Here is a 23,313-nt window from a genome sequence, read left to right on the forward strand (position 1 = left end):
GGGTTTCCCCTCTACAATTTTATTTTTTAATGTTTTCCATAGCTCTAATTGCAAAATCAGTAGTTACTATCTTATCATAGTCTGCTCTTTTATCCAATTCTCCTGCCAGCTCCATTATATGCATCATATGCTTTAAACCTTCTTCTGTAATGATTAAATCTGGTTTCCAGCTGTCCTGCTCCCTGTATCTTTCTATAAGCTTAACTAGTATTTCGTGGTCTGTATCTGGGAATTGAGGTTTTACAGCTTCTGCAATTTCTTCAGTAGTATGGCTCTGAACCCATAACATAGCTTTATAAATGGCATTGGTAAATTTCTGTATAATTTGAGGATTTTTTTCTATATAGCTCTTAGTAGCAGAATAACAAGTATAGGGTATATATCCTCCTTCTTTACCAATGGAAGCTACTACATAGCCCTTTCCTTCCTTTTCTAGGGTAGCTGCTACAGGTTCAAACAAGGTTACGTAGTCACCTTCTCCACCAATAAAAGCTCCTGCAAGAACATCGAATTGGATATCTGTTCTTAAATTCACATCTACTCCGGGAGTAAGCCCATGTTTTTTTACTACATACTCTAAGGTCATATAGGGCATACCGCCCTTTCTTCCGCCCAATACCTCCTTTCCTTTAAGTTTATTAAAGGTGAAATCTGGATCTGGTTCTCGTGCTACCAGAAAAGAGCCATCTCTTTGTGTTAATTGGGCAAAGTTTATTGCATAGTCCTCTCTCCCTTGGTTATAAACGTATACGGAAGCTTCTGGCCCCATAAAACCAATATCTGCTTCACCACTTAATAAAGCTGCCATACATTTGTCTGCGCCTTTGCCATCTGTAAGTATGATTTCAAGACCTTCTTCTTCAAAAAAGCCTTGGGTTATTGCAACGTATTGAGGAGTATAAAAAAGGGAGTGGGTAACTTCTATCAATCTGACTCTTTGGAGTTCACTCTTTTTACATCCCGTTAAACCAATAGATAATATTAAAGCTGTTATTAGGAACAAGGGTATAAATTTAAAAACCTTTGACAAATGTATCCCTCCTATAATATTATTAATATTGTAAGCCATCTTTATAGCTATAATATTCTGATTATTTTTTTTAGTTACAGTTTAAATATATAGTGATGAATAAAAAGATGATAAATTGGGATTCTATTTTAATAATTATTTGAAAATAAATAGATTAATAGATTCTTGAAAAGAGGTTGTGTTATGAATATTCCTAATATACTAACTATATTTAGGATCTTGCTTGTACCTATTTATTTGATTCTTTTTTATTCAGCTAATAAAAACCGTATAATTTATGGAGCAATTGTATTTATATTAGCCGGAATAAGTGATTTTTTAGATGGACATATTGCAAGAAAGTATGATTTGAAAACTAAATTGGGTGCAGCTTTAGATCCATTAGCGGATAAATTGATGACTTTTGCAGTACTTATAAGTTTTACTACAGAAGGTCTTATACCGTTTTGGGTTTTGCTAATTATGGGAGCCAAAGAAGGATTAATGATTATAGGTGGGTTTATGCTATATCTTTTAAAGGATAAAAAAGTTCTTCCCTCTAATAAATATGGGAAAATTGCCACGTTTTCCTTTTATGTTGCAATCTTATCTATAGTATTTAAATTTCCTGACCCTAATATAACTAAGATATTGATTTTAGTTACGGTGGTTTTAAACATGTTGGCATTTATAAACTATTTAATTATTTTCCTGTCTAAAGATAGTAAAAACTATATTTGATTTATTGACAAAGATAAACATTATCTGTATAATAATTTCTAACAATTCCATATGATACGATGAGGAAGAGGAGTAGGTAACTAACCTAGACAGAGAAAAAGCCCTTGGCTGAGAGGCTTTCATAGGCAATGGTTACTGAAGGTAGCTTCTTAGTATTCTAGCTGAAAACAGTAGGCTAGAACGGTTTATCCGTTATATAGAATAAGTGCCATAATATTTTTGTGGAATTAAGGTGGTACCGCGAATTACCCTTCGTCCTTAAACTATAAGACGAAGGGTTTTTAATTATAGATTAATAAAGGAAAGAATAGGAGGGTTAGACATGATAGAGAATTTGTCAAAAACCTACAATCCAAAAGATTTTGAAGATAGATTATATAAGTTTTGGAAAGAAAAAGAGTATTTTAAAGCCCACATAAATTATGATAAAGAACCATATACCATTATGATGCCTCCACCAAATGTTACTGGAAATCTTCACATGGGTCATGCTCTAAACAATACTATTCAAGACATCCTTATACGCTGGAAGAGGATGCAGGGATATGAGGTATTATGGCTACCAGGAACGGACCACGCCAGCATTTCTACAGAAGCAAAAGTAGTAGAAAAAATTAGATCAGAGGGTAAAACCAAAGAAGAGTTAGGCAGAGATAATTTTTTAAAAGAAGCTTGGGAGTGGACCAAAAAATATGGAGGAAATATAAATAACCAATTGGAAAAGTTGGGAGTTTCCTGCGATTGGAGTAGAGAAAGATTTACATTAGATGAAAGTTTGAGCAATGCTGTAAAAGAGGTATTCATTAGATTATATGAAAAAGGTTTAATATATAGGGGTAATAGGATAATCAATTGGTGTCCAGACTGCAAAACGGCTATTTCAGATGCAGAAGTAGACCATGAGGAAACTTCTGGACATATATGGCATATAAGGTATCCGATAAAGAATGAAGATGAGTTCATTGTTATTGCTACTACGAGACCTGAAACCATGTTGGGAGATTTGGCAGTTGCAGTAAATCCCAAAGATGAGAGGTATGTGAACTTTATTGGAAAGACAGCCATACTTCCACTGGTTAATAGGGAAATACCAATTATTGCCGACGAATATGTAGAGATGGATTTTGGCACTGGAGCTGTTAAAATAACACCTTCTCACGACCCAAACGATTTTGAGGTAGGGTTAAGACATAATTTAGGTCATTTAATAATAATGAATGAAGATGGAACTATTAATGAAAATGGCGGGAAATATAATGGATTAGATAGATATGTAGCTAGGAAGTTGATTGTAGAGGACCTTGAAAAAGAAGGTTATTTAGTAGAAATTAAAGAACATGTCCATAGTGTTGGACATTGTGAAAGATGTAAAACCGTTGTAGAACCACTAATATCCAAACAATGGTTTGTCAAGATGGAACCTTTAGCTAAACCAGCTCTAGATGCTTATAAGGAAGGAAAATTAAGATTTATTCCAGAAAGGTTTGGAAAAATTTACACCCATTGGTTAGAAGGTATTAAGGATTGGTGTATATCGAGGCAACTTTGGTGGGGGCATAGACTACCTGTATACTATTGTAAAGACTGCGGTGAGGTAATAGTCACGAGAGAAGAACCAGAAAGATGTACTAAATGTAATAGTACCAATATGTATCAAGATTCAGACACATTAGATACTTGGTTCTCATCTGCTCTATGGCCTTTTTCAACTTTAGGCTGGCCAGAAGAAACGGAAGATTATAAGTATTTCTTCCCTACGGATGTTTTGGTAACGGGTTACGATATCATTTTCTTCTGGGTAATTAGGATGGTATTTTCAAGTATAGAACAAACAGGAAAAGTGCCTTTCAATGATGTATTCTTAACAGGGCTTGTTAGGGATTCGGAAGGTAGGAAGATGAGCAAATCCTTAGGGAATGGCATTGACCCATTAGATGTAATTGAAGAATATGGTGCTGATGCTCTAAGATTTACTTTAGTTACCGGAAATACACCAGGAAACGATATGAGGTTCCATATGGAAAGGGTAGAAGCTAATAGAAATTTTGCCAATAAACTGTGGAATGCAACTAGGTTTGTATTGATGAATTTAGATGAAAAAGTAGTTTTAGAAGATATCAGCCCAAATTTATTAGAGGAAGAAGATAAGTGGATATTGTCTAGGATAAATAGGGTTATTAAAGAAGTTACTGATAATCTCAATAAATATGAGATAGGAATGGCAGCTCAAAGAATTTACGATTTTATATGGGATGAGTACTGTGACTGGTATATTGAAATGGTAAAGCCTAGACTATATGGTGATGACAAGGAAAGCAAAGAAACAGCTCAAAAAGTATTACTCCATGTACTTGAAAACATACTAAAATTACTACATCCTTTCATGCCCTTTATTACCGAGGAAATATGGGGGCATTTACCTAGAAGGGAAGAAGCTTTAATCGTAAGTCCTTGGCCTAAATACAATGAAAATAAAGTAAATGTTCAAGCTGAAATAAAAATGGCCTATATAATGGAAGCCATTAAAGGAATAAGAAATGCAAGACAGGAAATGAATATAGCACCGTCAAGAAAGGCTACTTTAATATTTGTAACCAAGGATGAGGATATAAAAGATATTATAGATTACGGAAAGAGATACTTTACCAACCTAGCTAGCGGAGAAACTATAATAATACAAGAAGATAGGGACAATTTAGGAGAAGATAATATATCCGTAGTACTAAACAAGTGTGAAATATTCATTCCATTAAAGGATTTAGTGGATATAGATAAGGAAATTGAGAGATTGGAAAAGGAAAAAGAAAAATTAGAAGAAGAACTAAAAAGAGTTAGAGGAAAACTATCCAATCGAGGCTTTATTGAAAAAGCACCACAAGAAGTTGTAGATAAGGAAAGGTCAAAGGAAAAACAATATCAAGATATGATGGATAAGGTATTGGAAAGGTTGAAAAACTTAAAAGCAAGTAAGTAAATTTAGGGTGGAGTATCCACCCTATTAAAACGGATTGAAGCGAGGGAAGGATATGAATTATATAGAAGCATTAAACTATATAAATGATAAAGAAAAATATGGTTCAAGATTGGGATTAGATGTAATAGGGAAATTACTAGATTTACTTGGGAATCCCCATTTGGATATGAAGTATATCCATATAGCTGGAACTAATGGTAAGGGGTCTACTTCAGCATATATGGCTACTATATTAAAAGAAGCGGGTTATAAGGTAGGCTTATTTACATCTCCTTATTTAGAAAGGTTTAATGAGAGAATATCCATAAATGGAAGGGATATTCCAGATGAGAGATTAGCTAAAATAACCCAGCGGATAAAAGAAAAAATAGAAATAATGTTAAAGGGAGGCTTTGAACATCCGACAACATTTGAAATAATTACAGCCATTGCTTTTGTTTACTTTAAAGAAGAAAATGTAGATTTTGTAGTACTGGAGGTTGGTCTAGGTGGGAGGTCTGATTCTACTAACATAATTAGTGATTCTTGTGCTTCCGTTATAACTACAATAGATTATGACCATACTGATGTGTTAGGTGATACATTGGCTAAAATAGCGTATGAAAAAGCTGGAATAATTAAGGAAAATGGGCTTGTAATCTCCTATCCTCAAGAAGAGGAGGCCATTAAAACCATAGAAAGAGTAGCAGCGGAAAAGAAGGCAAAACTATACGTTTGCCCTATGAACCAGGTAGAAATAGTTCACTTAAGCGATAAAGGTGGAGTGTTTAATTTTGAATATGATAGCAAAATATTCAAAGATATAGAAATCAGTTTATTAGGTGAACATCAAGTATACAATGCTGCTTTAGCTTTTATGACTAGCCTAATTTTAAATGAAGAAGGTATAATCCAAATTGAAGAGGAGCACATTAGAAACGGCCTTAAAAAAACTAGATGGCCAGGTAGATTAGAAGTTTTAAAGAGAGGGCCTATTTTCCTAATTGATGGTGCCCATAATCTACAAGGGGCTAAGACTTTAGCAAGTAGCTTAAATCTATTCCAATATAAAAGGTTAATTCTTGGCATAGCCATACTAAAAGATAAGGATGTAGAAAACATCATTAAAACTTTAGCTCCTTTAGCGAATGAAATAGTTGTTACAGAAGTAAACATGCCTAGAAAGATGAAGGCAGAAGATTTAGAAAAGGTAATAAAGAAATATAACGAAAACACTGTTGTCGAAAATGATATGAAAAAGGCTGTAGATAAGGCTTATGAATTAGCAGAGGAAGAAGATTTAATAGTTTTTAGTGGTTCATTGTATTTAATCGGAGATATTAGAAAATTGATAAAAGAAAATAATTAGCATATTTAATTTCCCCATAGAATACACATTCTATGGGAGGTTTTTTTATGAACAAGGTGAAAATATTAGCCTATACCTATTTAACTAATGAACAGTTAATAGATTTTACTTTAGAAGAAATAGAGAATTTAAAAAAATTATCTGAATTGCTTGACCCTACTGAATATGAAAATAGACTTCATTTGGTAAACCAATTGATTATGGAAGTTAAAAGGAGAAATTTATCCATTAAAAAACCCTTATTGGCTATGAGGATTTTAAGCTGGTAAAAAATATTTCACCTTAATCCATGTATAAGCATAGATTAACTTATATACAATGGATGGAGGTGAAATATTGTTATTCAAGGGCAAAGTGTTGGTAGCTAATACTGGAGAGGATTCATTAACTTTTATAGACTTTGATAATAATAGGATAGAATCTATAGATTTAAGGGAAATTTTACATTTAAATTATAAAAAGATGTCCATCTTGAGAGGTGAGCTAATTGGTCCTTATGAAATGGCAATTAATAAGGGATACGTTTATTGTACTAATATTTTCGATGACTCGGTCTTTAAAATGGATATAGAAAATAAGGTATTATTGGATACATTGGCTGTAGGCAGTTATCCTACTTGTATTAAATATTTCAACGAACATCTTTTTATAGCCAATACTGATTCAAACTCCATCTCTATAGTAGATGAGAAGACATTTACATTAGCCGAAAATATTCCTGTAGGAGAAAAGCCAACTCATATAGAAATAGATGAAGTAAATAATAACATATATGTGGTCAACAGTAATGGGTATTGTATGGATATAATAAGCTTAAAGGCATATGAACAGCGTAGTATAAGATTAAAAAATAATCCTATTAAAATCAGTATATCTGAAAATAAAATATATATTTTATCAAATGTTAATAATGGGTTAATAAATAATAGTAATATAACAATTGTAAATTTAGATAATTATGAAGAAGAAAATTGTATGGAAATGGAAGGGATTTTCAGCAATATGTTGAAAATTAATAATGAAGAAATGATATTTATAACTAGTATGGAGGATGGTTTTTTATATAGAGTGGACCTAGAAAGAAAAAAACTATTGAGCAGAATCTATCTAAAGGGGATGCCCAATAAAATGGAATGGGATAGAAACCAGATTTTATATATTACAAATATTTCCACCAACATGCTTACTTTATTCCGTATTGACCAGAATAAAGTAATAAAGAACATAAAAGTTGGGAAAGAGCCCAATGGAATATTATTATTCAACTGAAGCTACTTTTTCACCAACTAACAAATTCAATATATTTTTGTAAATATATTCAGTATTGCTTTCCCATACGGAGCAAATTCTTCTTGCTTGTTCATCAGTAGCTACATTTATATACAAGCTGAATAGGGTCTCGTCTTTTTCTACTAGCTTTAAATTTACCATGTATTGACTATCCTCTTTTTGGTAATAGTCATATAGTACCTGAGTTGCTTTTTTTTCCTTTTCCCTAATTTCCATAAATTTTTCTACAATTTCTTCTTTAATTTTTTTTGGGATTCTATCTTCAAAATAAGATAAAGTAGCTTTGCCTTTATCCAATATATGATAATAGTTATTACCGTCTTTATTTATATATTCGATGAAATCAGATTGAATGAGTTCAGATAAAAACTGTTGTATTAAAAAATAATTCATATAATTCCTTTCCAATACGAACTCGGTTATCTGTTCATTGGTTAAAGGCTTTTCTGATTTATCGATTATATATAATAAAAGTAACTTGTTTTGAGCTAATTCTTCGGTATTATCAATAAACATATTAAACACCTCACTGCTGTTAATATATTGCCATTAAATTAAATTATACCACAAATTAAGAGGTAAGTGACAAATCACTTACCTCTTAATATTATTTACCTGCTATTTGATTTTGTGCAGTTTCCACTAGTTTTTTGACCATATATCCACCAACATAACCATTAACCCTAGAAGGTAGTTCACCTTTATCTATACTATTATAATTAGAAATACCTAATTCATTTGCAATTTCCAACTTCATTTGTTCAAGTGCTTGCTTAGCCTCAGGGACTAATATTTTATTACTATTAGCCATTTTTTCCCTCCTTACAACAACATATTTGAGTCGTTGCATTAATAATATAACCTTATTTAAATAAAAATATGCTGCCAATAAATAGTAAGCATAATAAGTAAAGACTTACAAGGAATGATTCATATATTTATAGATAAAATAATATAAATAGTATAATAATATACGTCATAAAAAAAGATTAATTAGACTAATTTCTAATAGCACAAAAAATATGAAGATTTATTGGAAGTAATAATAATACATTCTAAGAATAAATTGTATTAAAGGAGTATTGGGAGGTGATATGTTGAGAAGAGTTAAGAGAGAGGATAATATAATATATAGACTGCTAATTGTCTTATTTATTCTTATTATTTCTATATCTTATACTAGTATAAAAACGAACAATGGCATAATTGAAGTTTTTTCTAATAAAAGGGAATTGCCAATTTATAGCGTTGAAACGGAAGAAAAAAAGGTAGCAATAAGCTTTGATGCTGCTTGGGGTGATAACTATACATTAGGAATATTGGATATTTTAGATAGGTACAATATAAAATCTACCTTTTTCCTAGTAGGATTTTGGGTGGACAAATACCCAGAACACGTTAAGGAAATATATAAAAGAGGCCATGATGTAGGCAATCATTCAACTAATCATCCATATATGACAAAATTATCTGATGAGGAAATTGTAAAGGAATTGAATATAACAGCTGAAAAGATCGAAAAACTAATTAATGAAAGGCCGACTCTTTTTAGACCTCCCTTTGGAGACTATAACGATAGAGTAATAAATCTTTGTAGAGAAAATGGCTATTATGTAATTCAATGGGATGTTGATTCATTAGATTGGAAGGAGTTGGGTGTCCAGCCTGTTGTAGATAGGGTTACCAGGAATGTGCAGAAGGGTTCAATAATTCTTTTTCATAATAATGCTAAATACGTATTAGATTACCTACCTATAGTAATTGAAAGATTACAAGCTGAAGGATATGAGATAGTACCTATTTCAAAATTAATATATAAAGATAATTTTTATATAGATAATACTGGTAGACAAAAAATAAACGAGTAAAAAAGTTAAAATTATTGGGTTATAAAATTTGCTGGTAAAAAAACAGAGGTTTTGATAAAATATTATCAATAATTACTAAGGATAAATAATCTATAATGATTTTAGCATATTACTAAAAAAGAATTTAATTTTAGCATAATACCAGAATTCAAGGAATAAATATAGTTATATAGATTATGGAATACATAAGAATAAGGGGGAGATGGTATTTGTGATGAAGAGAAATATTGATACTAATATAGTAGAGATTATAGGGAAGGTAAACAGCGAGTTGGAATTTAGCCACGAGATGTATGGGGAAGGTTTTTATAATTTTTTCATTGAAATTCCTAGGTTGAGCAATTCCGTAGACATTTTGCCTGTAACTATTTCTGAAAGATTAATAGTAGATATGGACTTATCCACGGGAACTTATATTCAAATCTTTGGTCAATTGCGTTCCTATAATCGTTACATAGAAAATAGTAGCAAATTGGTACTAACCGTATTTGCAAGGGATATTACTCTTTTACAGGACAAAGAAGAAATTAGAGAACTATTAAAATCGCCTAATGAAATATTTTTAGATGGCTATATTTGTAAACCTCCCATCTATAGAACTACACCTTTGGGAAGGGAAATTTCTGATTTGTTAGTTGCAGTCAATAGAGCTTATAATAAATCCGATTACATACCTTGTATAGCTTGGGGAAGGAATGCTAGGTTCTGCGAAAAACTGTTGGTAGGAGATCATGTTAGATTGTGGGGAAGAATACAAAGTCGAGAGTATCAGAAAAAGCACAATAACGGTGAAATTGAAACGAAAGTGGCTTATGAAGTATCCATTTCAAAGTTAGAATATATAGAAAATGATAACAATAGGTTAAGTCTATGTGAAGAAGAGGCTTAACCCTACATTATAGGGCAAAATAAGGAATTGATCTAGTTATGATACCATTTAATCACACTTTTCTATTATATTGTTTGATAATTAAAAATAGAAGGGTGTGATTATTTTAATTTCCTCTTTTCTCTACTCCCTATTTTATGGTATAATCAACACAATATAACCTAACTATTATGTTAATTAATAATTGAGTTTTAAGGAGAAGATGGATGAATGTAAAGATAGTTATAATAGTTACAGTTATAACAATATTGGTGAGTTTACAATATACTTTAAACAAAATTTTGGTAGAATTAAGGGAAATTAAAAGGATATTAATGAGTAAGTATAGGTAATTGACAAGGGAGGAGAAGTAATTGGCAAAGGAGAAAAATCAAAGGATATTATTTAGTTCCAAAGAAATATCTGAGAGAGTAAATGAGTTAGGAAAAGAAATAACCAGAGATTATGATGGCAACGACATAGTTGTAATATCCTTGCTAAGGGGAAGTTTCGTTTTTGCAGCTGATTTAGTGCGTAGCATTGAAGTACCTGTAAATATTGATTTCATGATTACTTCAAGCTATGGTCATGAAGAGGTTTCCTCAGGCAAAGTAGACATAATTGCAGACATTAGAACTAGTATTGAAGGCAAGCATGTTTTAATTGTGGATGATATAATGGATTCTGGATTTACCATGAGTAAAGTAATAGAATATGTAGAAAAGAAAAAACCCGAATCTATTAAGGTTTGTGTTATGCTAGATAAACCAAGCAGAAGAAAGGTGGAAATATCTCCAGATTATGTAGGTTTTAAGATTCCAGATGTTTTTATAGTAGGTTATGGGCTTGATTATGGTGATTATTATAGGAATACCCCGTATATTTTTACATTTGACGATTAGGAAACTTAAGGTTAATCCTAAGTTTTTACATTAAATTATAACTAAAATAAAGTAGGGATGCACAATGTTAAAAAATGGAAATAGACCATCGATTTTAGGGACTAATGTTTTGTTTTTAATATCTGCCTTGTTGCTTTTAACTTTGGGAGCCAAAGTACAACATAGAGAATTATATTCTGGCCTTATAATAACTGAATTTATTATTATATTATTGCCTACTCTTTTGTATATAAAACTGAGAGGTCATTCCATTGCAGAAGTGTTAAGGCTTAATAGTATTAGCTTTCTTCAATTCATTTATATAATATTTATAGTAATTTTTGCTTATCCTATTGCTATATTTTTAAATTATATAAGTATCATGATAATAAGTAGATTTGGTCAAGTTATACCAAGTTCAGTTCCTATTCCAAGTAATTATCAGGAATTTATTAAAAGTTTCTTAGTGATAGCTTTAAGTCCAGGTATATGTGAGGAAGCTATGTTTAGGGGATTGATAATGAATTCCTATGAGAATATGGGCAAGAAAAAAGCTCTTGTTTATTCTGCTATTTTATTTGGCATGTTCCATTTTAATAGTCAGAATCTATTAGGTCCAATTTTTCTAGGTATTATCTTTGGTATAGTAGTTTTCAAGACTGATTCCATTTTATCAGCAATAATTGGTCATACATTGAATAATACAATTGCTTTAGCACTAGGATATGGTCTTAATAGATTTGGGGGTTATAATCAGAATTTTGATGGAGTAAACTTAGCTATGCCAGAAATGGATTTGATGCTTTATGGGATTATTATAATGGGTATATTTGCTCTAGTATTTGGAATTCTACTTATTAAGCTTATTAACTCATTACCTAGTAGAAAAACCATTTCAATAGGTTTTTCCAATGGATATAATAACTTATTTGTTAATACAATAAGAAGGGCTAGAATGAATATATGGGAAAGGATTCCAATATGGATATTCATAACTGTATTTATAGTATGGAATTATATTGTGTTCTTTTCATAGAATAAATCTTACCCTCCTATCTAATAATAGATTTAGGAGGGATTGTTGTGGAAAAAAAGAATAGAAAAAGGAAGAAGAAGAAAAAAGAGACCTTGGAAGATAAATTAAAATATGAAATAGCAGAAGAATTGGGTTTAATGGATAAAATAAGGGAAGTAGGTTGGGGTGGATTAACTGCTAAAGAATCTGGGAAAATTGGAGGATTGATTAATGTTAGGAAAAGACAAATAAAGAAAGGTGATTAGAAAAGATAAGGGGGACATAATTTTGTATGAGGATTTTGCTTTTATTTATGATGATTTAATGGCAGATGTAGATTATGAAAAATGGTATTTTTATATATTGGAAATGTTGAATAGATTTAATAGAGAACCCAAGTGCGTATTGGAAATGGCTTGTGGAACTGGAAACTTATCCTATTATTTTGCTAAAGATCGGTTCGATTTAACTTGCTTTGATCTTTCAACAGATATGTTAAGCGTTGCATATAATAAGTTGAGTAAGTTTAAAAATGTTACTCTATTAAACCAAAATATGGTGGATTTTAGAATAAATAAAAAATTTGATCTCATACTTGCCATATGTGATAGCATTAATTATATATTGGATGAGAGTCAATTGCTTGAAACCTTTAGAAATGTAAAAAAGCACCTTGACAAAGGTGGAATTTTTATATTCGATATTAATTCATATTATAAATTAAAAGAGATTATAGGAAATAATACTTTTATAGAAGATACAGATGATATTTTTTACATTTGGCAGAACTATTTCGATGATGAGGATAATATTTGCCAATTCTATTTAACGTTTTTCATAAAAAGGGAAAAAGGGAATTATAGAAGATTTGATGAAGAACATCTAGAAAAAGCCTATAAGGAAGAAGAAATATGCGAACTACTTAAAAATGCTGGATTTTCTCAAGTTGAAGCCTATCACAGTTTCACTTTTAATAAGCCCTCTGGAGAAAGCGAAAGGATCCATTTTGTCTGTTTACCTTAAATTAGCATAAAATTATAGAATAATTATCACATCTTTGGGAAAACTATTTGACAAAGAGATATATATTGTGATAGACTGAATAAAAGTAGATGATACATAGGATTCATCTATTAAATTGTTGTATTGGAGGAATGTTTTAAATGGTAAAAGGAACAGTAAAGTGGTTTAATGCTACTAAAGGCTATGGATTTATATCCACTGAAGATGGCGAGGATGTGTTTGTACATTATTCAGCTATTGAAAGCGATGGATTTAAAACTTTAGAAGAAGGACAGAGTGTTGAATTTGAAATAGTTCAAGGTGAAAAAGGTCCTCAAGCTACTAATGTTATTAAACTATAAATCCAATTGTTTTATAGGTTTTATAACGGTAGCAAATTAAGCCCCTTAATAGGGGCTTTAAATATTTGAGTTGGGGGCGAATGACTATGAAAGATTACGTTATTCGATGTATAGATGAAAAAGGAAGTATTAGATTATTTGTTGCAATCACAACTAAAATGGTAGAAGAAGCAAGAATAACTCATAACACTTCTCCTACAGCTACTGCAGCTTTAGGCAGGGTTTTAACAGCAGCTGCAATGTTGGGAATAACCATGAAAGGGGAAAAAGATACTTTAACCCTGAAGATAAAGGGCGATGGACCTATTGGGAATATAATAGCAGTAGCAAATAGTAGAGGGCAGGTTAAGGGATATGTAGACAACCCTTATGCGGATTTATTAACTAGGCCTGATGGCAAATTGGATGTAGGAGGTATAGTAGGTAAAACTGGACAATTGGCAATAATAAAAGATTTAGGTTTGAAAGAGCCCTATGTAGGTTATTCTAATTTGCTTACTGGAGAAATAGCTGAAGACTTGGTCCATTATTTCTATCATTCTGAACAACAACCTTCAGCCATTAATTTAGGTGTATTAGTAGATAAAGATATATCGGTAAGGGCAGCTGGTGGTTATATTCTTCAAATTCTTCCAGATGTAGATAATAGGGATATAGATAGAGTAGAAGAAATAATAAGAAGAGCTAAGCCTATTTCCACCTTGATTGATGAAGGTTTGAATCCGGAAGAGATTATGGAAACTCTATTTGGAGAATTCAATATGAGGATATTAGAAAAGCAATCTATTGAGTTCAAATGTAACTGTAGTAAAGAACGTATAGAAGAAGTCTTATTAAGCTTAGGTAAAGAAGAGATAAGTAAAATGATTGAAGAGGATGAAAAGGCGGAGGTAGTATGCCATTTTTGCAATAGGAAATATAATTTCACTAAAGATGATTTAAGAAGGCTTATCAATTAATCCCTGTTTCCAATTGGAAGTGGGGATTTTTATGTTGACAATACTTAAACAATACTGTATACTATAATATGTGGCTTTAGTAACTTTGCCCAGATAGCTCAGTCGGTAGAGCAGAGGACTGAAAATCCTCGTGTCGGTGGTTCGATTCCGCCTCTGGGCACCAACAGGATTGATGAAATGTGCGGAAGTGGCTCAGTGGTAGAGCATCGCCTTGCCAAGGCGAGGGTCGCGGGTTCGAATCCCGTTTTCCGCTCCATATGGCGGCATAGCCAAGTGGTAAGGCAGAGGTCTGCAAAACCTTTATTCCCCAGTTCGAATCTGGGTGCCGCCTCCACAAACCTTCTATTAATGATAGAAGGTTTAATTTTTTTGTAAGAAGGTGGAGATATGAAAAATCCTTTTATACCGTTAGAAATGGCTAATACGGTCATAATAGATGGTAGCATTTCGGAAGAGATGAAGATGAATCTTCAGCGATTAGGTTTAAATATAATTCTGACTATACCTTGCAAGGATATTGCAGAGCCTATTTCCTATCATCCAGATATGGTAATCCACCCTATTAACCACAATACTTTAATTATTGCACCAAATGTTTTTGATTATTATGAAGACAAATTATCTAGATTGGGTATTAAAATTATAAAAGGTGAAACCAAATTAACTAAAGACTATCCAGGGGATATTGCATACAATGTAGGTAGGATAGGTGATTATGCGGTACATAATTTTAAATATACCGATGAGAAACTTAAATATTATCTGAAAAAAGAGAATGTGGAATTTATAGATATTAAACAAGGTTATGCAAAATGTTCTATGGCTATTGTGGATGATAGAGCTATTATAACAGCAGATTATCCTATTTATAGGGAACTTTGTAAACGAGGAATAAATGTTTTATTAATTCAACCAGGTTATGTAACTTTGAAAGGTTATTCTTATGGCTTTATAGGGGGAGCAACCGGAAATTTATCTAATGAAATTGTTATCATTTCCGGGAATTTGGATGGACATCCCGACAAGACCGTAATTATAAATTTTGTAAACAAATACAATAAAAAGATTTATTGGTTAAGTAACGAAAAGATTATAGATATTGGAACTATTATTACTCTTAATTGCCAATAGAGTAACTCTTTATGCAGTATATAGACCTTTTGAGGGAACATACTAGTAACAAGAAGGGAGTGAAAGAGTAGTGAAGATTCAGATAGCACTTAACAAGGATATAGATAAAGCAAGAGAAATAATAAATAATTTTTTTTCAGGTAAGAAGGTAAAATTAGAGGAAGTAGATTACCAATCTAGGCATATATTCCATATTATTCCTCCTAATAATAGGATTGGGAAAGATTTTTATGATGATATAACTAAACTTATATTGGACCTAATATTAAATATTTATTCAAAAGATATTATATATAAGCAGATTGGAACCAATTTCAAAAATTTAAATCCTAACGAAAAGAAACAGGTAGGCGAAATTTCAGAAAAGTTATTATTAAATGAAAGTAATTTTATAATAGAAAAGGAATGTATAAATGACCAAATAAAAAAATATATAAAAGATATGTCTTTTATTTCAATAGATGGATTTATTTTATTTAGACTAAAGGGTTTCAATCTTTTTATAGATTTAGTTGTGGATAAAGGTGTAGAAGAATTTACTCTTGAAAAGGAATATAGAGAGTTTATTCAAATACTGCAATATTTTGTCGACGTACAGGGAGAGAAAAAAGATTTGGTCAATATTTTGTTTGAAGATTCAAATTATAAATTATTAGATAAAGATTACAATGAAATAAATAATAATTTTTTTGAAGAGGTAATAAGCGAATTAGAGGATGTAGATATTAGTCAAGATGATATACTGATTAGCTCGTTAATAGTCCTATCTCCTAAAAACATAGTAATCCATTTAAATGATAAGAACAAAAATAAAGATGTATTAAGAATCATATCTGACGTTTTCCAAGAGAAAATATATTTTTGTTACGGATGTGAAGGATGTAATAGAAGAGTAAAAATCAAAACGGATGGATAAAATGAAGCTAAAAGCTTATAGAGCTTCATTTTATTATATAATCTATTTGAAAAAAATTTAATAGATGTTATTATAGTAATAACAATTTATCGTTTGGAGGTATACATATGAGTAAAAATAAAATTAAACCGTCTATATTAGCTGGGTTTATGGAACTTATTCCATCGGATCAGATACTATTCAATAAAATGATGGATACGATTAGAAAAAATTACGAAAGATTTGGTTTTTTACCTATTGACACCCCAGTAATTGAAAAAGCTGAAGTATTATTGGCAAAAGGAGGAGGAGAAACAGAACAACAAATATATAGGTTTAAAAAAGGAGATACAGATTTGGCATTAAGGTTTGATTTGACTGTACCATTAGCTAGATATGTGGCCCAACATTTTTCCGAATTAACATTTCCTTTTAGAAGGTATCATATAGGAAAAGTATATAGAGGAGAAAAGGCCCAAAGAGGTAGGTTTAGAGAGTTCTACCAATGCGATATTGATATAATTGGAAATGGAAGTTTAGATGTGATAAATGATGCAGAAATACCTAGTGTAATTTATTCAACCTTTAAGGATTTAGGTTTTGATTCATTTGTAATAAAAATAAATAACAGAAAGGTATTGAATGGATTTTTTAAATGGTTGGAAATTGATAAACCATTGGCAATATTAAGGGCAATAGATAAAATAGAAAAGATTGGTGCAGAAGGGGTAATTAAAGAATTAGAAAATATTGGTTTAGAAGTTAACACTATTGAAAAGATAATGGAATTCATTGGAATAGAGGGCACCAATGAAGAAAAGTTAAGTAGCTTAGAGAGATTAAATATTAATAATGAGATTTTCAATGAAGGAGTAGAAGAACTGAAACTAGTGAATCACTATGTGGGATTATTTGGAGTACCCCGGGAGAATTATTCTATAGATTTAACTATAGCAAGAGGCTTAGATTATTATACTGGTACAGTATATGAAACATTTTTGAAGGACTATCCAGAAATAGGGAGCATTTGCTCAGGAGGCAGATATGATAATCTAGCAGAATACTATACAGATCAGAAATTACCTGGAGTAGGTATTTCAATTGGGCTTACTAGACTGTTCTATCAATTATCTGAAGCAAAATTGATAAAAAGTGAAGATAGTTCCCTTACTAAAGCTATAATATTGCCTATGGAAAATTGCTTAGATAGAGCTGTAGAAATAGCCAATATACTAAGGAATAATAAAGTAAATACCCAAATATACTTGGAAAAAGCTAAAATGGGGAAGAAGTTTGGATTTGCGGATAAATTGAATATTCCATATGCCATCATAATTGGTGAAGAGGAGATAAAAGAAAACAAATACACTTTTAGGAATATGAAAACGGGAGAACAAGCTATGCTTTCCATAGAAGAAATATTATTTAATTTAAATATTAAATTCTAAACATTAACTAAAAAGCATTGAATAATCCTTGAATAACTGGGTATATTGTGATAAAATAATTAATTAAATTAATATAAAGACTATGATGGGAAGAGTAGGTTGTTTTGACCAGAAAGAGAGAGGAGTGCCTTTGGCTGAAAGCCTCCTCCTGGAAAGAGCAGCTGAAGACCACCCCTGAGTCGAATCCCAAGCCTTTGGCAGAAGGATTTCCGCTAATAGCGTTATCTTAATTAAGAACCAATTAGGGTGGAACCACGGGAGTAAACCTCTCGTCCCTGCTTACTGCAGTGACGAGAGGTTTTTCAGTTGTACCATAATATTATAACATAATATGGAAAGGAGATAGAAATGGAAAAGATTAAAATTATTCTACCTGATAATTCTGTTAGAGAATATTATAAAGGCGTAACCGTTTTAGAAATAGCAAAGGACATAAGTGAAGGGCTAGCAAGGGTTGCATTAGGAGCGGTAGTTAACGGAAAAACAAAGGGAATGCAAGAAACTATTGAAGAGGATTCTGATTTTCGTCTGGTAAAGTTTGAAGATAAAGAAGGAAAGGAAATATTTTGGCATACATCAGCTCATATAATGGCCTTGGCTGTGAAAAGGCTTTTTCCTGATGTGAAATTTGCTATAGGACCTGCTATAGAAGATGGTTTTTATTATGATTTTGATACAGAACACAGATTTACTCCAGAAGATTTAGAAAAGATAGAAGAGGAAATGAAGAGGATCGTCAAAGAGAACCACACCTTAGAGAGATTTGTGATGCCAAGAGATGAAGCTATTAAGTATTTTGAAGAAAGAGGAGAGATCTACAAGGTAGACTTAATAGAGAACTTCCCAGAAGACGAGGAAATATCCTTCTATAAACTAGGAGAGTTTGTAGATTTATGTGCTGGCCCACATCTATTAGATACAAAAAGGGTTAAGGCCATTAAGTTATTAAGCATTGCTGGAGCTTACTGGAGAGGCGATGAAAAGAACAAAATGCTCCAAAGAATTTACGGAACAACTTATGAAAAGAAAAAGGACTTAGAAGCTTATATTAATAGATTAGAAGAAGCGAAGAAGAGGGACCATAGAAAATTAGGTAAGGAATTAGACTTATTTAGCATCCATGAAGAGGGGCCGGGTTTTCCATTTTTCCATCCTAAAGGAATGGTTGTTAGGAATATATTAGAGGAATTCTGGAAAGAAGTACATGCAAAAAGGGGTTATGGTGAATTAAAAACCCCCATAATACTAAATGAAAGTTTATGGAGACAATCTGGCCACTGGGATCATTATAAAGAAAATATGTATTTTACTGAAATCGATAGTGGTCAGTATGCCATAAAGCCAATGAACTGTCCTGGGTCTATTTTAATATATAAATCGAAATTGTATAGCTATAGAGATCTACCTCTAAGATGGGGAGAACTAGGATTAGTTCATCGTCATGAGCTTTCTGGAGCTCTTCACGGATTAATGAGGGTTAGGAGTTTCACTCAGGACGATGCTCATATATATGCTCTTCCTTCTCAGGTAAAGGAAGAAATAATGAATATAATAGATTTAGCAGACTATATATATAGCATATTTGGGTTTAAATATCATGTAGAACTATCTACAAGACCTGAAAATTCTATGGGTACAGACGAACAATGGGAATTGGCTACAAATAGTTTAAAGGAAGCCTTAGAAGAAAAAGGAATAGACTATATTTTAAACGAAGGAGATGGAGCTTTCTACGGTCCTAAAATTGATTATCATTTAGAAGATGCCATAGGAAGAACTTGGCAATGTGGTACAATACAATTAGACTTCCAAATGCCAGAAAGATTTGACTTAACCTATGTAGATAAGGATAATGAGAAGAAAAGACCTGTAATGATTCATAGAACAATTTTAGGAAGCATTGAAAGGTTCATGGGAATATTGATTGAACACTATGCAGGAAAATTCCCTGTATGGATTGCACCGGTTCAAGCTATAATCCTTCCAATATCTGACAAATTCAATGATTATGGATATGAAATTAAAAAGATGATGGGAGAAAAGGGGATAAGAGTAGAAATCGATGATAGAGCAGAAAAAATAGGCTATAAAATAAGAGAAGCTAGACTTCAAAGAATACCTTATATGCTTATTATAGGTGAAAAGGAGGTCGAAGGTAGGTTAGTATCAGTAAATAAAAGGGACATAGGAGATATAGGTCAATTTAAGGTAGAAGAGTTTTTAAGTATGATACTGGATGAAGTTGAGAATAAAAAATAGTCATATTAAGAATTAAAAACAAAAGCGTAGAAAATTACTTCTTGTAGAAGCAAATTTCTACGCTTTTTGTTATATTATGTGGCACAATCTATAGGGTTTTCGTATATTTTAAATATTTGTTCCAACTCTTTGCTGTCGATGCTTTCCTTTTCTATGAGAGTGTCAGCTATATGATTAAGTAAAGTTCTGTTTTCTTCAAGAATTTTTAGTGCATCCTTATACCCTTTATCCAGTATTCTTTTTATTTCAGCCCTAAGCAATTCATAATCATATTTAATATGTTGTTCATCAATGGCAATAGGGCCTAATGAGCTCATCCCATAACTGCAAACCATTTCCCTTGCAATTTTAGTAGCTTTATCTAAATCGTCTTTTGCTCCTGTAGTTATTTCTTTAAATATCAATTCTTCAGCAGCTCTACCTGCTAATAAAGTTATTATTTTATTCATTAGTTCCCTTTCCGTTAAAAGGTATCTATCCTCCTCAGGAAATTTTAGCACATATCCTAAAGCTTGGCCTCTGGGTACAATAGAAACCTTTTGAACCATTTCTGTTTTTAGTAGTTTTGCTACTAAAGCATGACCTGCTTCATGGAAGGCTACCGTTTTCTTTTCTTTCAATAAAACCGTTGGATTTTTAATCTCCAATCCTGCTAATACTCTTTCAATTGCTGCATCAAATTCTTCTATAGTAATTTTACTTCTGTTTTTTCTAACGGCTATTATGGCAGCCTCGTTGGCAATATTAGCTAAATCAGCTCCTGAAAGGCCATGAGTTTTTCGAGCAATATCCAATATATTAACGGATTTATCTAAAGGTTTATTTCTGGTATGGACTTCTAGTATTTGCTGTCTGGCTTTCATATTGGGGCTTCCAACGAAAATATGCCTATCAAACCTTCCTGGTCTTAATAGGGCTTCATCTAATAAGTCTAATCTATTAGTGGCTCCAATTACTATGACGGTTTCATGAGTGTTAAAGCCATCCATTTCGACTAAAAGTTGGTTTAATGTTTGGTCCTTTTCATTATTGGATTCTAAATTCCTTTTACTACCAATGGCATCGATCTCATCAATAAAAACTATGCTTGGCGCTTCTTTTTTTGCTCTTTCGAATAGGGACCTAACCCTCTTGGCGCCTACTCCTACATATTTTTCTACGAACTCTGAACCACTAGCATAAAGAAAAACTGAATTGGTTTCTCCAGCTACAGCTTTTGCTAATAAGGTTTTTCCTGTGCCAGGAGGGCCATAAAATAGAATGCCCTTTGGTATTCTTGCTCCCATCTTTTTATATTTGCTGGAATTATTGAGAAAATCGATGGTTTCCTGTAGTTCTTCCTTTATTTCATCTAATCCAGCAACATCCTTAAATGAAACATCCGGTTTATCTTTTTCCTTATTAGCAATTTTTTCATTTGACAATACTGAAGGAACTAATTGGGGTTTTGAACCAGATTTTATATAATAAAATAATAGAATTATTGTAAAAACCCAAATGATCAGCCGATTTCTAGTTTTTATTTCACTCAATCCTGACGATGGGTAAAATCTATCCAGCAATAGGATTGTGGACGCAATAATGCTAATTACTAATATTAGGAATACTAGACTTTTTCTTTTCAATATATCCCCACCTTTTTACTTTTTCTAAATAGTAGTGTAACCATTTACATATTTTATATAAAAAGAATCATATTAAAAGTTGAAGGAAATAATTTGTAGAGTTATAATATTTATAACTAGAGGTTATTGAAAAATAGGGTTATGCAAAAGTTTTTTGACTCATGCAAATGGATTTGAATATTTAAGCTATTAAAAAATGAGGTGATATAATGGAGTTTATGAAATTAGTAGATAATTATAAAGAGGATATTATTAGGTCTACTCAAGAAATTGTGAGGATTAAAAGTGTGGAAGAGGAAGGAAAACTAAATATGCCCTTTGGAGAAGGACCTTATAGGGCATTAGAATATGCTCTTAATCTTTGTGAAAAAATGGGTTTTAATACTAAAAACTTTGATGGCTATGCTGGACATGCTGATTTTGGGGAAGGCGAGGAAACGGTAGGAATATTGGTTCACTTAGATGTGGTACCTGAAGGTGATGGTTGGACTTATCCTCCCTATGGAGGAGAAATTCATGATGATAAAATCTATGGTAGAGGGACTGTAGATGACAAAGGGCCAGCTATTGCATGTATTTATGCCATGAAAGCTTTAAAGGAGTCGGGAGTTAAACTAAATAGGAAAATTAGGATAATATTTGGAACTAATGAAGAAACTGGTTGGGGTTGTATGCATCATTATTTCAAACATGAAAAAGCGCCAACTATGGCTTTTACTCCAGATGCGGATTTTCCAGTTATACATGGAGAAAAAGGAATAATTGTATTTGATTTGGTAAAGAAAATTAATACTAGTGGTTGTAGTGGTATAGCTATAGAGAATATTCAAGGTGGTAATGCAGCTAATATGGTGCCTGATTATTGTGAAGCTATATTAAGTTCAGAAAATCCATCTATGGTGGAAGAAAAATTGAATAATTTTGTTGAAAATACCAAGTATCCATTAACTCTAGAGAGAAAGGGTGATAAGATCAAGATAACTGCAAAAGGTGTATCAGCCCATGGTAGCACTCCGGAGAAAGGAGAAAATGCTATTTCATATTTAATGGCCTTTTTAGGAAAGTTAATGGATGGAAGTTGTGATATTTGCAATTTCATTAAGATATATAACGATAGAATAGGTTTCAGACATCATGGAGAGGATATTGGTTGTGGATTTGAAGATGATGTGTCTGGTAAACTGAACTTTAACCCAGGAGTAATAAAATTAGATAAAGAAGGAATTAAACTTACTATAAATGTTAGATATCCAATAAAAAGTAGTGCCAAGGAAGTGTATGATGGCATTAGAAGAAATTTGGAGGGAACTGGCATTGATTTAGTTGAAGGCAAATCGGATATGAAACCTTTATATGTGCCAAAGGACAACTTTTTAGTAGAAAAGTTAATGAAGGTGTATAGGGAACAAACGGGAGACGTGGAAAGCCAGCCAATTACCATAGGAGGAGGAACTTACGCTAGAGCAACGGAAAATGCAGTAGCTTTTGGGCCAGTTTTTCCTGGACAAAAAGAGGTGGCACATCAGAAAGATGAGTTTATATCCATAGATCATTTAATGAAGATTACGAAAATATATGCTCATGCTTTGTATGAGTTAGCAAAATAAAAAAATATTTGACAACGGGTAAAATCTAACA

Annotated in this window: 23 protein-coding genes, 3 tRNA genes and 1 other annotated feature; of the genes, 22 read left to right on the forward strand and 4 right to left on the reverse strand. The window is 32.0% G+C overall.

Annotated features, from left to right (window positions below; genetic code table 11):
• Positions 1–19: 19 nt before the first annotated feature.
• Complete coding sequence (locus tag BLV68_RS10845) at positions 20–1,030, reverse strand: ABC transporter substrate-binding protein (RefSeq protein WP_234949893.1); 1,011 nt, start codon at positions 1,028–1,030, stop codon at positions 20–22.
• Between the two features lie 183 nt (positions 1,031–1,213).
• On the opposite strand from BLV68_RS10845, the gene pgsA reads away from it, so the two are divergent.
• From pgsA to BLV68_RS10870, 5 genes are all read left to right on the forward strand, one after another.
• Positions 1,214–1,750: a CDP-diacylglycerol--glycerol-3-phosphate 3-phosphatidyltransferase gene (gene pgsA, locus BLV68_RS10850; RefSeq protein WP_093753716.1), complete on the forward strand. Its 537-nt coding sequence runs from the start codon at positions 1,214–1,216 to the stop codon at positions 1,748–1,750.
• A 50-nt stretch (positions 1,751–1,800) separates the two neighbouring features.
• Positions 1,801–2,013, forward strand: a binding site (T-box leader).
• A gap of 59 nt (positions 2,014–2,072) precedes the next feature.
• Positions 2,073–4,724: a valine--tRNA ligase gene (locus BLV68_RS10855; protein ID WP_093753718.1), complete on the forward strand. Its 2,652-nt coding sequence runs from the start codon at positions 2,073–2,075 to the stop codon at positions 4,722–4,724.
• 52 nt (positions 4,725–4,776) lie between these two features.
• A complete protein-coding gene (locus BLV68_RS10860; protein ID WP_093753794.1) occupies positions 4,777–6,072 on the forward strand; it encodes a bifunctional folylpolyglutamate synthase/dihydrofolate synthase in 1,296 nt (431 codons plus the stop codon).
• A gap of 47 nt (positions 6,073–6,119) precedes the next feature.
• Positions 6,120–6,341 carry a hypothetical protein gene (locus BLV68_RS10865; protein WP_093753720.1) on the forward strand — a complete coding sequence of 74 codons (222 nt, stop codon included), beginning with the start codon at positions 6,120–6,122 and terminating at the stop codon, positions 6,339–6,341.
• Positions 6,342–6,408: 67 nt separating this feature from the next.
• Positions 6,409–7,341, forward strand: coding sequence for a YncE family protein (locus BLV68_RS10870; protein ID WP_093753722.1), 933 nt, complete (start codon positions 6,409–6,411; stop codon positions 7,339–7,341).
• Here BLV68_RS10870 and BLV68_RS10875 read toward each other — a convergent pair.
• Together BLV68_RS10875 and BLV68_RS10880 are read right to left on the reverse strand one after the other, a co-directional pair.
• Positions 7,330–7,878, reverse strand: a complete 549-nt coding sequence (locus tag BLV68_RS10875; protein WP_093753724.1) for a DUF4364 family protein — start codon at positions 7,876–7,878, stop codon at positions 7,330–7,332. The genes BLV68_RS10870 and BLV68_RS10875 overlap by 12 nt on opposite strands.
• A gap of 91 nt (positions 7,879–7,969) precedes the next feature.
• Positions 7,970–8,173: an alpha/beta-type small acid-soluble spore protein gene (locus BLV68_RS10880; protein ID WP_093753726.1), complete on the reverse strand. Its 204-nt coding sequence runs from the start codon at positions 8,171–8,173 to the stop codon at positions 7,970–7,972.
• A gap of 283 nt (positions 8,174–8,456) precedes the next feature.
• Between BLV68_RS10880 and pdaB the strand changes: the two genes are divergently transcribed.
• The 16 genes from pdaB (at position 8,457) to thrS (ending at position 20,050) form a co-directional block, all read left to right on the forward strand.
• Entirely contained in the window at positions 8,457–9,230 is a 774-nt protein-coding gene (pdaB, locus tag BLV68_RS10885) for a polysaccharide deacetylase family sporulation protein PdaB (RefSeq protein ID WP_093753728.1), read from the forward strand.
• A gap of 214 nt (positions 9,231–9,444) precedes the next feature.
• A complete protein-coding gene (locus BLV68_RS10890; RefSeq protein ID WP_234949894.1) occupies positions 9,445–10,119 on the forward strand; it encodes a single-stranded DNA-binding protein in 675 nt (224 codons plus the stop codon).
• Between the two features lie 206 nt (positions 10,120–10,325).
• Positions 10,326–10,451, forward strand: coding sequence for a hypothetical protein (locus BLV68_RS16135; protein ID WP_268807636.1), 126 nt, complete (start codon positions 10,326–10,328; stop codon positions 10,449–10,451).
• A gap of 21 nt (positions 10,452–10,472) precedes the next feature.
• Positions 10,473–11,000, forward strand: coding sequence for a hypoxanthine phosphoribosyltransferase (gene hpt / locus BLV68_RS10895; protein WP_093753732.1), 528 nt, complete (start codon positions 10,473–10,475; stop codon positions 10,998–11,000).
• A 64-nt stretch (positions 11,001–11,064) separates the two neighbouring features.
• Positions 11,065–12,015 (forward strand): CPBP family intramembrane glutamic endopeptidase, encoded by a 951-nt coding sequence (locus tag BLV68_RS10900; protein ID WP_093753734.1) that lies wholly within the window; start codon positions 11,065–11,067, stop codon positions 12,013–12,015.
• Positions 12,016–12,062: 47 nt separating this feature from the next.
• The gene (locus tag BLV68_RS10905) at positions 12,063–12,260 is read left to right on the forward strand and encodes a small, acid-soluble spore protein, alpha/beta type (protein WP_200773762.1); all 198 of its coding nucleotides are present in this window, start codon (positions 12,063–12,065) and stop codon (positions 12,258–12,260) included.
• 22 nt (positions 12,261–12,282) lie between these two features.
• Complete coding sequence (locus BLV68_RS10910; RefSeq protein WP_093753738.1) at positions 12,283–13,017, forward strand: class I SAM-dependent DNA methyltransferase; 735 nt, start codon at positions 12,283–12,285, stop codon at positions 13,015–13,017.
• A 140-nt stretch (positions 13,018–13,157) separates the two neighbouring features.
• Positions 13,158–13,358, forward strand: a complete 201-nt coding sequence (locus BLV68_RS10915) for a cold-shock protein (protein WP_093753740.1) — start codon at positions 13,158–13,160, stop codon at positions 13,356–13,358.
• An 86-nt stretch (positions 13,359–13,444) separates the two neighbouring features.
• Entirely contained in the window at positions 13,445–14,317 is an 873-nt protein-coding gene (gene hslO, locus BLV68_RS10920) for an Hsp33 family molecular chaperone HslO (protein ID WP_093753742.1), read from the forward strand.
• 87 nt (positions 14,318–14,404) lie between these two features.
• A tRNA-Phe gene (locus BLV68_RS10925) sits at positions 14,405–14,480 on the forward strand.
• Positions 14,481–14,498: 18 nt separating this feature from the next.
• Positions 14,499–14,573, forward strand: a tRNA-Gly gene (locus tag BLV68_RS10930).
• Positions 14,574–14,576: 3 nt separating this feature from the next.
• Positions 14,577–14,651 (forward strand) — tRNA-Cys (locus tag BLV68_RS10935).
• Positions 14,652–14,704: 53 nt separating this feature from the next.
• Positions 14,705–15,448, forward strand: coding sequence for a DUF6873 family GME fold protein (locus BLV68_RS10940; RefSeq protein WP_093753744.1), 744 nt, complete (start codon positions 14,705–14,707; stop codon positions 15,446–15,448).
• 70 nt (positions 15,449–15,518) lie between these two features.
• Positions 15,519–16,364 carry a putative sporulation protein YtxC gene (gene ytxC, locus BLV68_RS10945; protein WP_093753746.1) on the forward strand — a complete coding sequence of 282 codons (846 nt, stop codon included), beginning with the start codon at positions 15,519–15,521 and terminating at the stop codon, positions 16,362–16,364.
• Between the two features lie 107 nt (positions 16,365–16,471).
• Positions 16,472–17,791 carry a histidine--tRNA ligase gene (gene hisS, locus BLV68_RS10950; RefSeq protein ID WP_093753748.1) on the forward strand — a complete coding sequence of 440 codons (1,320 nt, stop codon included), beginning with the start codon at positions 16,472–16,474 and terminating at the stop codon, positions 17,789–17,791.
• A 348-nt stretch (positions 17,792–18,139) separates the two neighbouring features.
• Positions 18,140–20,050 carry a threonine--tRNA ligase gene (thrS, locus tag BLV68_RS10955; protein WP_093753750.1) on the forward strand — a complete coding sequence of 637 codons (1,911 nt, stop codon included), beginning with the start codon at positions 18,140–18,142 and terminating at the stop codon, positions 20,048–20,050.
• A 74-nt stretch (positions 20,051–20,124) separates the two neighbouring features.
• On the opposite strand, the gene ftsH is transcribed toward thrS, so the two are convergent.
• Positions 20,125–21,675, reverse strand: coding sequence for an ATP-dependent zinc metalloprotease FtsH (gene ftsH / locus BLV68_RS10960; protein WP_093753752.1), 1,551 nt, complete (start codon positions 21,673–21,675; stop codon positions 20,125–20,127).
• Between the two features lie 209 nt (positions 21,676–21,884).
• Between ftsH and pepV the strand changes: the two genes are divergently transcribed.
• Complete coding sequence (gene pepV, locus BLV68_RS10965; RefSeq protein WP_093753754.1) at positions 21,885–23,282, forward strand: dipeptidase PepV; 1,398 nt, start codon at positions 21,885–21,887, stop codon at positions 23,280–23,282.
• The last annotated feature ends 31 nt before the right edge of the window (positions 23,283–23,313 follow it).

This window comes from Tepidimicrobium xylanilyticum, assembly GCF_900106765.1.
GTDB classification, from domain to species: Bacteria; Bacillota; Clostridia; order Tissierellales; family Tepidimicrobiaceae; genus Tepidimicrobium; species Tepidimicrobium xylanilyticum.

Bases quoted from the DNA above. Each gene is read 5' to 3' on its own strand.
- BLV68_RS10900 (WP_093753734.1), top strand. From the start codon at position 11,065: ATGTTAAAAAATGGAAATAGACCATCGATTTTAGGGACTAATGTTTTG.
- thrS (WP_093753750.1), top strand. From the start codon at position 18,140: ATGGAAAAGATTAAAATTATTCTACCTGATAATTCTGTTAGAGAATAT.
- pdaB (WP_093753728.1), top strand. From the start codon at position 8,457: ATGTTGAGAAGAGTTAAGAGAGAGGATAATATAATATATAGACTGCTA.
- BLV68_RS16135 (WP_268807636.1), top strand. From the start codon at position 10,326: ATGAATGTAAAGATAGTTATAATAGTTACAGTTATAACAATATTGGTG.
- BLV68_RS10890 (WP_234949894.1), top strand. From the start codon at position 9,445: ATGAAGAGAAATATTGATACTAATATAGTAGAGATTATAGGGAAGGTA.
- hslO (WP_093753742.1), top strand. From the start codon at position 13,445: ATGAAAGATTACGTTATTCGATGTATAGATGAAAAAGGAAGTATTAGA.
- BLV68_RS10875 (WP_093753724.1), bottom strand. From the start codon at position 7,878: ATGTTTATTGATAATACCGAAGAATTAGCTCAAAACAAGTTACTTTTA.
- hisS (WP_093753748.1), top strand. From the start codon at position 16,472: ATGAGTAAAAATAAAATTAAACCGTCTATATTAGCTGGGTTTATGGAA.
- BLV68_RS10855 (WP_093753718.1), top strand. From the start codon at position 2,073: ATGATAGAGAATTTGTCAAAAACCTACAATCCAAAAGATTTTGAAGAT.
- BLV68_RS10860 (WP_093753794.1), top strand. From the start codon at position 4,777: ATGAATTATATAGAAGCATTAAACTATATAAATGATAAAGAAAAATAT.
- BLV68_RS10940 (WP_093753744.1), top strand. From the start codon at position 14,705: ATGAAAAATCCTTTTATACCGTTAGAAATGGCTAATACGGTCATAATA.
- BLV68_RS10915 (WP_093753740.1), top strand. From the start codon at position 13,158: ATGGTAAAAGGAACAGTAAAGTGGTTTAATGCTACTAAAGGCTATGGA.
- pepV (WP_093753754.1), top strand. From the start codon at position 21,885: ATGGAGTTTATGAAATTAGTAGATAATTATAAAGAGGATATTATTAGG.
- BLV68_RS10865 (WP_093753720.1), top strand. From the start codon at position 6,120: ATGAACAAGGTGAAAATATTAGCCTATACCTATTTAACTAATGAACAG.
- BLV68_RS10880 (WP_093753726.1), bottom strand. From the start codon at position 8,173: ATGGCTAATAGTAATAAAATATTAGTCCCTGAGGCTAAGCAAGCACTT.
- pgsA (WP_093753716.1), top strand. From the start codon at position 1,214: ATGAATATTCCTAATATACTAACTATATTTAGGATCTTGCTTGTACCT.